This window comes from Rhodovarius lipocyclicus (assembly GCF_009900765.1).
Taxonomy (GTDB): Bacteria; Pseudomonadota; Alphaproteobacteria; order Acetobacterales; family Acetobacteraceae; genus Rhodovarius; species Rhodovarius lipocyclicus.
Map to the genome: position 1 here is coordinate 1 of NZ_JAAABL010000071.1, position 11,961 is coordinate 11,961.

14 protein-coding genes are annotated in these 11,961 nt (G+C 71.5%); 6 read left to right on the forward strand and 8 right to left on the reverse strand.

Features of this window, described 5'->3' with window-relative positions; translation table 11 throughout:
• On the reverse strand, positions 1-679 hold a 679-nt coding region (locus GT007_RS21405; protein ID WP_201452005.1), incomplete at its 3' end, for an ATP phosphoribosyltransferase regulatory subunit.
• A gap of 73 nt (positions 680-752) precedes the next feature.
• On the opposite strand from GT007_RS21405, the gene GT007_RS21410 reads away from it, so the two are divergent.
• On the forward strand, positions 753-1,310 hold the full coding sequence (locus tag GT007_RS21410) for a hypothetical protein (protein WP_160123706.1): 558 nt from the start codon (positions 753-755) through the stop codon (positions 1,308-1,310).
• Here GT007_RS21410 and GT007_RS21415 read toward each other — a convergent pair.
• The 3 genes from GT007_RS21415 to GT007_RS21425 form a co-directional block, all read right to left on the reverse strand.
• Positions 1,307-2,020: an SOS response-associated peptidase gene (locus GT007_RS21415; RefSeq protein ID WP_160123707.1), complete on the reverse strand. Its 714-nt coding sequence runs from the start codon at positions 2,018-2,020 to the stop codon at positions 1,307-1,309. The two genes, GT007_RS21410 and GT007_RS21415, sit on opposite strands and share 4 nt — an antisense overlap.
• 8 nt (positions 2,021-2,028) lie before the next feature.
• Positions 2,029-2,535: a type III secretion system chaperone family protein gene (locus GT007_RS21420; protein WP_160123717.1), complete on the reverse strand. Its 507-nt coding sequence runs from the start codon at positions 2,533-2,535 to the stop codon at positions 2,029-2,031.
• Between the two features lie 215 nt (positions 2,536-2,750).
• A complete protein-coding gene (locus tag GT007_RS21425) occupies positions 2,751-3,074 on the reverse strand; it encodes an accessory factor UbiK family protein (protein WP_160123708.1) in 324 nt (107 codons plus the stop codon).
• A gap of 58 nt (positions 3,075-3,132) precedes the next feature.
• On the opposite strand from GT007_RS21425, the gene lgt reads away from it, so the two are divergent.
• The 5 genes from lgt to GT007_RS21450 all read left to right on the forward strand — a co-directional run bounded on the left by lgt (position 3,133) and on the right by GT007_RS21450 (position 7,599).
• Complete coding sequence (lgt, locus tag GT007_RS21430; RefSeq protein ID WP_160123709.1) at positions 3,133-3,930, forward strand: prolipoprotein diacylglyceryl transferase; 798 nt, start codon at positions 3,133-3,135, stop codon at positions 3,928-3,930.
• A gap of 1 nt (position 3,931) precedes the next feature.
• Positions 3,932-4,897 (forward strand): class I SAM-dependent methyltransferase, encoded by a 966-nt coding sequence (locus GT007_RS21435; protein WP_160123710.1) that lies wholly within the window; start codon positions 3,932-3,934, stop codon positions 4,895-4,897.
• The gene (gene pgeF, locus GT007_RS21440) at positions 4,894-5,646 is read left to right on the forward strand and encodes a peptidoglycan editing factor PgeF (protein WP_160123711.1); all 753 of its coding nucleotides are present in this window, start codon (positions 4,894-4,896) and stop codon (positions 5,644-5,646) included. The genes GT007_RS21435 and pgeF overlap by 4 nt, the downstream gene beginning before the upstream one ends.
• A gap of 86 nt (positions 5,647-5,732) precedes the next feature.
• Positions 5,733-6,626 (forward strand): hypothetical protein, encoded by an 894-nt coding sequence (locus GT007_RS21445; RefSeq protein WP_160123712.1) that lies wholly within the window; start codon positions 5,733-5,735, stop codon positions 6,624-6,626.
• A 40-nt stretch (positions 6,627-6,666) separates the two neighbouring features.
• Positions 6,667-7,599, forward strand: a complete 933-nt coding sequence (locus GT007_RS21450) for a ribose-phosphate pyrophosphokinase (RefSeq protein ID WP_160123713.1) — start codon at positions 6,667-6,669, stop codon at positions 7,597-7,599.
• A 31-nt stretch (positions 7,600-7,630) separates the two neighbouring features.
• On the opposite strand, the gene GT007_RS21455 is transcribed toward GT007_RS21450, so the two are convergent.
• From GT007_RS21455 to GT007_RS21470, 4 genes are all read right to left on the reverse strand, one after another.
• A complete protein-coding gene (locus GT007_RS21455; protein WP_160123714.1) occupies positions 7,631-8,368 on the reverse strand; it encodes a sulfite exporter TauE/SafE family protein in 738 nt (245 codons plus the stop codon).
• On the reverse strand, positions 8,368-9,522 hold the full coding sequence (locus GT007_RS21460) for a PP2C family protein-serine/threonine phosphatase (protein ID WP_160123715.1): 1,155 nt from the start codon (positions 9,520-9,522) through the stop codon (positions 8,368-8,370). The genes GT007_RS21455 and GT007_RS21460 overlap by 1 nt, the downstream gene beginning before the upstream one ends.
• On the reverse strand, positions 9,515-11,104 hold the full coding sequence (locus GT007_RS21465) for a methyl-accepting chemotaxis protein (RefSeq protein WP_160123716.1): 1,590 nt from the start codon (positions 11,102-11,104) through the stop codon (positions 9,515-9,517). The genes GT007_RS21460 and GT007_RS21465 overlap by 8 nt, the downstream gene beginning before the upstream one ends.
• A 267-nt stretch (positions 11,105-11,371) precedes the next feature.
• On the reverse strand, positions 11,372-11,961 hold a 590-nt coding region (locus tag GT007_RS21470), incomplete at its 5' end, for an SH3 domain-containing protein (RefSeq protein ID WP_201452006.1).

An 11,961-nucleotide genomic window follows, 5' to 3' on the forward strand; every position in this document is an offset into this window, starting at 1 on the left:
GGCAGGCGGGGCCCGCGGCCTCCAGCAGGGCGGGCAGCAGGGCCGCGACGGGCCCGCGCCCGGCCGCGAGGGACGCCACGGCGGCGGCGTCCTTGCGGTCCAGCGCATGGGCCAGGCGGGTGGCGTCGGCGCCCGTGATGCCGGCGGCGTCCAGCAGGGCGGGGGTCATGGTCGGCAGCGTCACGTCCAGCGTGAAGCCCGAGACACCGACGGCGGCCAGCGCCTCGGCCGTCACCACGGCCACCTCGGCGTCCGCTTCGGGCGCCAGCCCGCCGATCACCTCGATGCCGGCCTGCGCGGTCTGGCGCTCGGGGGAGAGTTCGGTGCCGCGCACCCGCAGCGCCTGCCCGGCATAGGACAGCCGCAGCGGCCGGGGCACGGCGCCCAGCCGGGTGGCCGCGATCCGCGCCACCTGGGGGGCGGTATCGGCGCGCAGGCCCATCATGCGCTGGCTGACCGGGTCCATCAGGCGGAAGGTCTGTTCCGCGACGGCCGCGCCGGAGCCCGCGAGCAGGCTGTCCTCGAACTCCAGCAGGGGCGGTTTCACGCGCTCATAGCCATGGGTGGCGAAGACGCCCATCAGCGCTTCCACCAGTGCGGCCTCGCGCTCGGCGTCCGGCGGCAGCAGATCTGCCAGGCCAGCGGGCAGCAAGGCAGGGTTTGGCTGTTCTTCGGTCATGCGTGAGGCGGTTTCGCACAGCATTACAAAGATGGAAACACACTGGCCGGAATTGCCGTGCTACGTTTTCCACATGCCCAGCCGTCCCGCCCTCCTCGCCGTCCTCGCCAGCCTGGCCCTGGCACCCCTGGCCGCCTGCACGAACGACCCATCGGGCGGCGATTACCTGCTGGGCGCGGGCGACCCATTGCGGGGCGCGGCCGTGAACGCGGAGCGCCTGCTGGGCGACACCAGCCGCTGGCATGGCGACCCGGCCGGGGCCGCCCTGGCGGCGGCGCAGCTGGAATTCCTGGCCCGCAGCTTCGAGGATGACCCGCGCGTGTCCATCACCGCGGATTTCGGCACGCTGCACGCCCTGCGCATGGCCCGGTTCGAGATGCGGCGCCAGATCGGCATGCCCACCAGCGTGCCCGGCGAGGTCGCGGAACAGCGGCTGCGCCTGGCTTCCCAGGCGCTGCGCACCGGCAGCACCGCCCAGGCCGAGGCCCTGCTGGACCTGTGCCACCCCGGCGTGATCCAGCGCCTGAGCGACATGCCCCGCCTGCCGCGCGTGGCGGAGGCCGCGGGCGTCGTCTCCACCGAGCTGTGGCGCGGTGGGGCCGGGCGCGGGTTCCGGCTCTCGGGCGGCTAAGCCACCGGCTCGTCGTTCAGCTCCGCCGGCACCTCGGCGGGCACGCGCTCCAGCAGCCCGGCGTCGTTCTCGCTGAACTTCCCCACCCGGGCGCCGATCGGCCAGAAGGCCAGCTCCTCATCCGGGCAAGGGCCCAGCAGGTCGAGCAGTTCCTCCGGCTCGGCCGGTTCCGCGCCCAGCCAGGCATCCCACAATTCCGGCGGCAATATCGCGGGCATGCGCGGGTGGACCGCCGCCTGCCGCCCGGCGGAATCCACCGTGATCACGGTGAAGCTGCGCAGCCATTCGCCATCCGGCTGGCGCCAGCCCTCCCACAGCCCCGCCACCGCCATGGCCGAGCCATCGCGCAGCGCCACGGCGAAGGGCTGGCGCGAGGCGCCCTCCCCCCGCCATTCATAGAAGCCATCCATCGGCACCAGGCAGCGGCGTTTCTGGAATGCCTCGCGGAAGCTGGGTTTCTCGGCGATGCTGTCGCTACGGGCGTTCATCATCCGCGCGGCGCCGCTGGCATCCTTCGCCCAATGCGGCACCAGCCCCCAGCGCAGCAGGTTCAGGTGGCGCTGGCCCGTCTGCGGGTTCCAGCGCAGCACGGGGGCCTGCTGGGTGGGCGCGATGTTCCAGCTGGGCGGGAAATTCGGCGCGGGCTGCGCGGCCTGGAGTTCATCCAGCAGCGCCGCCGGCGGGCGTTTCAGGAAATAGCGGCCACACACGTCGGGGGTTACGCTTCCCCGACGCAGTCCAGCATCGCGGCTTCCAGCGCTTCCTTCGGCGGCTTGCCGCCCCACAGCACGAACTGGAAGGCGGGGAAGAAGCGCTCGCACTCGTTCAGCGCGATATCCACCAGGTCCTCCAGGCTTTCGGCGCTGGCGCCCGAGGCGCCGCGCAGCAGCACGGCATGGCGATAGACGGGCACGCCCTCCTCGCTCTCCAGCCCGAAATGGCCGATCCACAGCTTCTCATTGGCCAGGGTCAGCAATTCGTACAGCGCGGCGCGCTTGTTCTGCGGCACCTTCAGGTCGATGGCGCAGGAGAAATGCATCGCCGACAGCTCCGGCGCCCAGGTGAAGAACATGGCGTAATCGCACCATTTCCCCGGGGCTTCGGCCACCATCTCGCGTTCGGATGGGCGTTCGCACACCCATTCATTGGCGCCAAGGATCTGCTCCAGCACGTCCAACGGGTTGGTCGCGTGGGTCTCGGTTTCCAGTGCCAGCATGCCCGACATGGCAATCACCCCCAGCTGTGCGGCGCGGCCCACCTTCCCCAACATGCCCCATGGGCCCCCCTGCCCAGGGATTGGGGTTCAACAGTGCCCGACACCACTAGGGATAGCCTATGCGGCGCAAATCCCGCGCCGCAAGGGGCCGATTGTGAGGCTTCTGTGGATGGTTCGGCCGCATTTCGCCCGGTTTCTACCGGCGGTTGTGCGGCGCGGGGGGTTCAGCCAGCGGCTTCGCCCGCCTCATCGCTGGCCAGGCGGGTTTCCAGCGCGGCCAGACGGGTTTCCAGCGCGGCCAGCTTCTCCGCCAGCACCTCCGCTTCCTCCCGCGCGCGGCGGGCCAGTTCCATAGCGGCGTCGAATTCCTCGCGCCGCACCAGGTCCATCTTCTGGGCGAATGCATCGGCGCGGGATTTGGCCAGCGCCTCGGCCTCGGCCTTCAGCCCCGCCAGGATGCTGAAGGCACCGCCGGCGACGCCCGCCATGTCATCCAGCCGCGAACCTTCGCCCTTCAATGCCTGCAAACGCTCTCGCAACGGACCCATGCTGCCCTCCTGTGGCTTTCGGGGTTATACCAACCCCGGCCCGAACCCGCGAGATCGCATGCTGCCCATCATTGCCTTCCCCATGATCGACCCCGTGGCGGTCCAGCTCGGGCCCTTCGGGGTGCGCTGGTACGCGCTGGCCTATATCACCGGCATCGTGCTGGCCTGGCGGCTGGTGCGGCGATTGGCCGTGGCCGCGCCGAAGGTGGCGGAACCCCAGCAGGTGGACGATTTCGTCACCTGGGCCACGCTGGGCATCATCCTGGGCGGGCGGCTGGGCTATGTGCTGTTCTACCGCCCCGGGCATTACCTGTTCGCGCCGTGGGAAATCCCGATGATCTGGCAGGGGGGCATGAGCTTCCATGGCGGCGCGCTGGGCGTGATCGTGGCGGCGCTGCTGTATTGCCGGGGCCAGAAGCTGCCGCCGCTGGGCTTCGGGGACCGGGTGGCGGTGGGGGTGCCGATCGGGCTCGGCCTGGGGCGCATCGCCAATTTCATCAATGCGGAGCTGTATGGCCGCGCCACTGACCTGCCCTGGGCCATGGTCTTCCCGACCGACCCGCTGCAACTGCCGCGCCACCCCAGCCAGCTGTACCAGGCGGGGATGGAGGGCGTGGCCCTGTTCACCCTGATGGCGATCCTGGCCAGCCGGCCAGGGCTGCGGGCGCGCCAGGGCTTCCTGACCGGGGCGCTGATCGCGGGCTATGGCGTGGCGCGCATCGTGGGCGAGCTGTTCCGCGAACCCGATGCCAATCTGGGCTTCCTGTTCGCGGGCGCCACGATGGGGCAGTTGCTGTCGCTGCCGATGGTGGCGGTGGGGCTGTTCCTGATGGCCCGGTCCAAGCCCGCCGCATAACATGGAACGCCTCGACGCCTTCATGGCGCGCGCCAATGCGGCCTTCTATGCCCAGGGCGACGCGCTGAGCCACTTCACCACCGCGCCCGAGATCAGCCAGGCCTTCGGCGAATGCCTGGGCCTGTGGGCGGCCGTGACCTGGCAGCAGATGGGCGCGCCCGCGAAATTCGTGCTGGCGGAGCTGGGCCCCGGGCGCGGCACGCTGATGGCCGATGCCTGGCGCGCCGTGCGGGGCGTGATGCCGGAATTCTGCGCGGCGGCGGACATCGCGCTGGTCGAGACCTCTCCCAGCCTGATGGCGATGCAGGCGCGCGCGCTGGCGGGCGCCCCCGTGCGCTGGTTCCCGGCGCCGGAGGCCCTGCCCGAAGGCCCCGCCATCATCCTGGCCAATGAATTCCTCGATGCGCTGCCCATCCGCCAATTCGTGCGGCGCGGCAGCTGGATGGAACGCTTCGTGGCGGACGGTGCCTTCGTGGAACAACCCACCGAGGAACCCCTGCCAGAGGCCCCCGAGGGCAGCATCCTGGAACGCTGCGAACCCGCCCTGTCCATCGCGGCGGCCCTGGGCGCCCGGCTGGCCGAACAGGGCGGCGCCGCGCTGATCATCGACTACGGCCCGGCCGAGAGCGGTTTCGGCGACACGCTGCAGGCCATCCGCCACCACGCCCGCGCCGAGCCCCTGGCCGAACCCGGCAGCGCGGACCTGACGGCGCATGTGGATTTCGCGGCGCTGGCCCGGGCGGCGGCGCCGGCGGCAACCCATGGCCCCATGCCCATGGGGCTGTTCCTGCAACGGCTGGGGTTGATGTCCCGCGCGGCGATATTGGCGCGCTCGGCCCCGGCCCAGGCGGGGATGATCCTGTCCGGCGCGCAGCGCCTGACCTTGCCGGAGCAGATGGGCAGGCTGTTCAAGGCGCTGTGCCTGTGCCACCCCAGCCTTCCCACCCCGGCGGGATTTTCGGAATGATTCAGCACGACCTGCTTGCCGCCTTCCCCCATGGCTTCTTCACCCGGCAGGGCGGGGTCAGCACGGGGCTGTTCGCCTCCCTGAACTGTTCCGACCGCGGGCAGGACGACCCGGCCGCGGTGGCCGAGAACCGCGCCCGCGCCGCGCGGGCCCTGGGCTTCGCGCCCGACCGGCTGGTTTCGGTGCACCAGGTGCATGGGCCGGTGGTGGCGGTGGCCGAGGAAACGCCTTGGCCGCGCGAGGCCCGGCCCAAGGCCGATGCCATCGTGACCGACCGCCCGGGCGTGCTGCTGGGCATCGTCACCGCCGATTGCGGCCCGGTGCTGTTCGCGGACCCGGAGGCCGGGGTGGTCGGCGCCGCCCATGCCGGCTGGCGCGGCGCCGTGGGCGGCGTGCTGGAAGCGACGCTGGAGGCCATGCGCGCCCTGGGCGCACGGGACATCCGCGCCGTGGTCGGCCCCTGCATCAGCCAGCCCAGCTATGAGGTGGGCGACGATCTGCGCGCCGAGGTGCTGGCCCGCGACCCCGCCGACGCCCGCTTCTTCGCCCCCGGCGCGCGAGAGGGCAAATACCAGTTCGACCTGCCCGGCTATTGCGTGGCGCGGCTGGCGGCCGCCGGGGCGCGGGCGGTGGCCAGCGGCCATTGCACCCTGGCCACGCCGGACAGCTTCTTCAGCCACCGCCGCCGGACGCTGGCGGGCGAAGGCCCGATCGGCCACCAGCTTTCCGCCATCGGGATCGGAGCATGACCCATGCCCTACCTCGTGATGATGATGGTCCTCACGCTGCTGGCGATGCTGGGCACCTGCGCGCTGATGCTGTGATGCGCCCTGTGATGCGCCGCCGTCTCGCGCTACTGGCCCCCCTTGCCCTGGCGGCATGCAGCGGCAATCCGGGCCTGCCGATGTGGGGCAACCCCGGGCGGACGGCGCGCCGGCTGGCGGTGCCGCTGGCGATCCGCGTGGCGGTGCCCACCCCCACCGGCGCCCTGCTGGACGCCGCCGGCAGCCAGACCCTGGCCGAGGCCGTGACCGCTGGCCTGCAGGCGGAGGACATCCCCGCCATCCGCCAGGACACGCCCCTGCCGCTGGATTGGCGCCTGGTGATCACGGCCGAGAACACCGGCGCCATGGTCGTGCCGCGCTTTTCCCTGTTCAACGCCGATGGCGTCAGCCAGGGCCAGGTGGACGGCGCCCCCCTGCCCACCGCGGTCTGGGCCATGGCCCAGCCCCCGGCCCTGCAGGCGCTGGGCCGCCAGGTGGCGCCGGGCGTGGCGCGGCTGCTGCTGTCCATCCAGGCCGCCCGCGCCGCCACCAGCCCGGAGGCCATCTCGGGCGGGCCGCAGCGCATCCGCTTCCTGCCCGTGACGGGCGCCACCGGCGACGGCGCCGCCGCCCTGGCCGGGCGCATGCGCGAATTCATGGCCAATCTGGGCTTCGTGGTGCAGGACGGCGCCCAGGGCGCGCAATTCGGCCTGACCGCCGAGGTCCGCCTCAGCCGCCCGGCCAACGGCAAGCAGGTGGTGGACCTGCAATGGATCGTCACCCGGCTGGATGGGCAGGAGCTGGGACGGGTGGTGCAGGTGGAGGAAGTGGATGCCGGACGGCTCGACCGCTTCTGGGGGGACATGGCCTATGTGGCCGCCGAACAGGCCGCCGGCGGGGTGCTGACCATCATCCGCAATGCAGCTTCCTCCGCAACGCCGGTTGCCACACCCCCGACACGTTGATAAGGGACCGCCGCGCACACGGTGGAGTGCTGGGGTTCCCATGAAAATCGTCGCCTGCAACAGCAACCGGCCTCTCGCCCAGGCCGTGGCCGATATTCTCGACCTGCCGCTTGTCAATGCCTCGGTCCGGCGCTTCTCCGACATGGAGATCTTCGTGGAGTTCCACGAGAACATCCGCGGCGAGGATGTCTTCGTCATCCAGTCCACCAGCTTTCCGGCCAACGACCATCTGATGGAACTGCTCATCACGATGGACGCGCTGCGCCGGTCCTCCGCGCGGCGCATCACCGCCGTGGTGCCCTATTTCGGCTATGCCCGGCAGGACCGTAAAACCGGCCCCCGCACGCCGATCAGCGCCAAGCTGGTGGCGAACCTCATCACCGAGTCGGGCGCCGACCGCGTACTGACGATGGATCTGCACGCGGGGCAGATCCAGGGCTTCTTCGATATTCCGGTGGACAACCTCTATGCCGCGCCGCTGTTCGTGCGCGACATCCAGGACCGCTACGCCGGGCGCGACGTGATGGTGGTCAGCCCCGATGTGGGCGGCGTGGTGCGCGCGCGCGCCATCGCCAGCCGCCTGCACACGGACCTGGCGATCATCGACAAGCGCCGCCCGCAGGCCGGCGTCTCCGAGGTCATGAACGTGATCGGCGACGTGCGCGGCCGTGACTGCATCCTGATCGACGACATCATCGACAGCGGCGGCACCCACTGCAACGCGGCCGAGGCGCTGATCAAGTACGGCGCGCGCAGCGTGTCGGCCTATGTCACGCATGGCGTGTTCTCGGGCGGGGCCGTGGCCCGGGTGGGCGCGGCACCGATCGAAATGATGACGGTGACCGACAGCATCGCCGCCACCGAGGCGGTGCGCACCGCCCGCAACACCCGCCAACTGCCCATCGCCCCCCTGCTGGCCGAGGCCATGCGGCGGATCAGCGAGGAAAGCTCGGTGTCGTCGCTGTTCGACTGAGGGCGCGGGGGGCTCGGCGGCGCCCCTGGCCTTACCGCAGCACCCCGTCCAGCACCGGCAGCCCCAGCACCGCCGCCACCACGATCAGCGCGTAGCACGCCCGCCGGAAGCTGCGCTCCGACGCCAGGCCGAACAGCCGGCTGCCCAGGAACAGGCCCACCCCATACAGCGGCCCGGTCAGCAGCGCGTAGAACAGCAATTCCCGCACGAACAACCCGCCCACGGCGAAGCTGATCGTCGTCACCACCGTGGCGGCCGCGAAATACAGCATGATGTTCGCGCGCACCGTCGCCACCGGGATGTTGCCGCCCAGCCAATAGGCCACCACCGGCGGCCCCCCCACCTGCGCGATGCCGGAAAACACGCCCGAGACCGCGCCCACCGCCACCGTCAGCCCCGCGCGCGGCTGCCCGCGATACCGCCAGCCGGACATCAGCAGCCCCAGCGCCAGGACCACCACCCCCACGATGGCCCAACGTATGGCCAGCGGGTCCGCGTGGGTCAGCACCCAGGCGCCCAGCGGCGTGCCCAGGGCGCAGCCCAGCATCATCACCCCCACCTCTCGCCGGTTGGCCATGGCCCAGGCGCGCGGCAGCAGGCCCAGAGAGGTCACGGCGTCGATCACCAGCAGCAGGGGCGCGGCCATGCGCGGGCCGATCACGGCGCTGACCAGCGGGATGAAGATCAGCGCCGCGCCGAAGCCGGAAAAGCCCCGCGCCAGCCCGGCCGCGAAGGCCGCGCCCAGCAGGAACCACCAATCCGGGTTCATCAGGTCAGGCGCAATGCCAGCAGCGTCACGTCATCGGCCTGGGGCGCGTCGCGGGTGAACAGCGCCATATCGGCCAGGATCGCGGCCAGCAGGCCCTCGGGCCCCGGGTCGCCGGCGGCGCGGATGGCGTCCGCCAAGCGCTCGCGGCCATAGAAATCGCCCTCGGGCGACTCGGCCTCACTGACGCCATCGGTGAACAGCACCAGGGTTTCGCCGGCCGCCAGGGTCAGCTCGCCCTCGCGATAGGGCAGGCCGTCGATCACCCCCATGGCGGGGTTGCTGCTGAAGCCGGACATGGCGCGCAGCCCGGCCGGGCCCTGGATGAAGGGCGCCTCATGCCCCGCCACGCAGATGCGGCAGGCCCCGGTTTCCGTGTTCACCACGCCCAGCAGGGCGGTGACGAAGGTCATCTCCGGGTTGTCGGTGGAGAGGTCGTCATTGGCCATCTCCATCAGCATGGCCGGAGAGGGGATCTCGCCGCGCCCCATGGCCATGCGGGCGGCGCTGCGCACCAGCCCCACCGTGCGCGCCATGGTCAGCCCCGCGGGCGCGCCCTTGCCCGAGACATCCGCCACCCCGAACAGCAGATGCGTGGCATCCAGCCGCAGCACCTCATACAGGTCGCCGCCCACCTGGCGGGCGGGTTCCATATGCGCGGCCAGCGTGACGCGGCCGGTGGCCAGCCGCGCGACATTCTGCGGCACCAGGGACAGCTGGGCGTGGCGGGCGCTGTTCAGCTCGGCTTCCAGCGCGGCCAGGCGTTCGGCCGCCAGGTCCCGCAGGCGCTTCTTTTCCAGCACGGCATTCAACCGCGCGCGCAACAGCGGCGGGTCGAAGCTTTTGGGCAGATAATCCTCGGCACCCAGCTCGATGCAGCGGATCACGCCGGCCATGTCCGTCAGGGCGGAGATGACGATGACCGGCGGCGCGTCCGGCTGGCCGCGCAGGGCCTCCAGCACGCCGATGCCGTCCAGCTCGGGCATTTCCAGGTCCAGCAGCACGGCGTCGAAGCGCTGGGCGGCCATGGCCGCGAGGCCGAGGCGCCCGTTCTCCGCCATCACCGGTTCCGGATAGCCGAGTTCGGCCAGCCGCCGTTTCAGCAGCAGCCGGTTGAAGCCGCTGTCGTCGACAACAAGAATCTGAGGTTCAGCCATCGCGTCCGGCCAGTTGCTCCGCCGCTGCGCGGGCCTCGGTGGCCATGCGCGAAAGGTCGATCATCGTCACGGTCAGCTCCTCGGCGGCCGTGGCGCTCGCCTGGCCGATGCGGGTCAGCGTCGCCATGCGGGCGTCCAGGCTGCCCACCACGGTCTGCTGCTCCTCCATCGCGACCGCGATGGCGGCCGCCATGCGGGCGCTGTCGTTCATCAGGGTTTCAAGGGCATCCATCGTCTCACCCACCGCCGCCGCCACCCCGGCGCCTTCGCGCGCGCGGCGCCCGGCCATCAGCACCACATCGGCGATTTCCTGGGCCAGCGCCTCGGTGCTCGCGGCCAACGCCCGCACTTCCTCGGCCACCACCGACAGGCCGCGCCCGTGCTCGCCCGCGCGGGCGGCCTCGATGGCGGCGTTGATGGCCAGGATGTTGGTCTGGGTCGCGATCTTCTGGATGGTGCCGGCGATGCGGGTGACACGTTCGGTGTCCTCGCCCACCGCGTCCACGGTCTCGGTCAGGGCGCGCACCTTCTGCACGCTGTCCACCACCAGGGCGTTGGCTTCCTCGGCCTGGGCCTGGGCGGTGGTGGTGGTGCGCGTCACCTCCCCGATCGCGGCGGTGGTCTGGCTCAACGCCGCCCCCACCTCCCGCAGTTCCGAGAGCTGGGACAGCGCGCCCTCGCTCACCTGCCCGATGGCGGAGCTCGCCTCGCTGGTCGCCTGGGCGGTGCGCCGGGCGCTGTCCATCGCCTGGGTCGCCAGCGCGCGGGTGGCGAGCAGGTTGGATTTGAACACATCCACCGCGCGCGCCATCTCACCCACCTGGTCGGGGCGTCCGGTCTCCGGCACCTGGGTGGCAGCGTCCCCGCCGGCCAGCCTCTGCATGGCGCCGGCCACACGGCCCAGCGGGCGCGCCGTCAGCCAGATCAGCACCAGCCAGGTCAACGCCACGCCCAGCAGCCCCACCACCCCGGCGATCAGCGTGTTGCGCTTGCCCTCGGCCGCGATCGCGTGGGCGCGGTCCAGGCTCTGCTGCTGGTCGGCGCGGATGATCTCCCGCACCGCATTCCCGGTGTTGTTCAGCGCCACCAGGATATCCAGCCATTCCTCCTGCAACGGGCCATAGGCGTTGCGGTCACGCCGGGCGAAGGCCTCGGCCACCTGGTCGCCCAGCGGGCCCACGCGGGCCGTCATGTCCCGCGCGCCGCCCAGCAGCACGGCATCCAGGCGCGGGCCCATCAGGGCCTCGATCCGGGCGAAGCTGCGCTGGATCTCGGCCGCGTTGCGGCGCATGCGCGGCGCGGTGACGATGGCGGGCAGGGCGCCCGCCATCACCGCCGAGAACGCCGCCGAGAAATCGGCGATCGGCTGGCTGAAGGCGTCCTCGGCCTCGATATTCGCGCGGTCGCGCACGCCCAGGCTCTCGATGATCTCGTTCTGGCGCTGAACCAGCACCAGCGCATTGCCCGCCAGCATGCCCAGCGCGGCCAGCATGATGGCCAGGATGGCGGCCGTGCGGAAACCGATGCGCCCGGCCAGCGCCACGCCGCGCGTGGAGGAACGCGCCGCGAGGCGGTCCGTCACAGGTGAAGGTTCGGGCAAGGGCGCTTCCGGGGCCATGGCGGGGGACATTACAGGCATGACAAGCCGAGCCACAACCTTGGCGGTTGCGCGGGTGGGCGCGGGTGGATTGAGGGGGAAATGACTTTCCCCCTCAAACTCCCCCATTACTTTTCGTCAGTTTGGGGGCGGTGCCGGAATTTGCGAAGGTTTTTCTGGTGAATTATATCATTATATCAATGAAATAAGACTATTCGCGCGGGCTGGGGAAGCGGCGCCTCCCCAAGGCCTTCAGTTCAGTTCCTCATCCGGCGTCACGCCGAAGATCTCCGTCCGCCGCAGATATCCGCGCGCATCTCCGGCCTGCACCTCGCACCATTCGCTGCCGGCGGCGCAGCTGCGCAGGCGGCCGATCACGCCGGGGCGCAGGCGTGCCTGGACGGGGCTTTCCGCATCCGCCCGGCGGCGCAGCTGCACCTCGCCCGCCGGGTTGGGGCGCACCAGGAAAGTGCGGCGGCCCGGCAACAGGTTGGATTGGTGGACCCAGCCCTCGGTGCCGTCCACGTCGCGGATGCGGCGCCACTGGTCGCGCTCGTTGATGATCATCACCGGCAGGTCACGCCGTTCGTAGCGCCATTCGATGGGGAAGCGCATCTCCGGCCCCACGCGCAGGTTCACGCGGTCGGACCGCAGCGGCACGAAGCGCGGCATGGGCAGGCCGGTGGCGGGGCCGCGCGGCGGGATGGGCGGCGGGGGCTCGGGCGCCGGGGCGGCGGGGGCCGGGGCCTCGGCGGGCGGGGTGGCGGCGGCCGGTGGGCGCTGGGGGCGGCGGGGCTGCTGGCGCGGGCCCTGGGGCGGGCGCTGGCCGGGCGTGGCGGCGG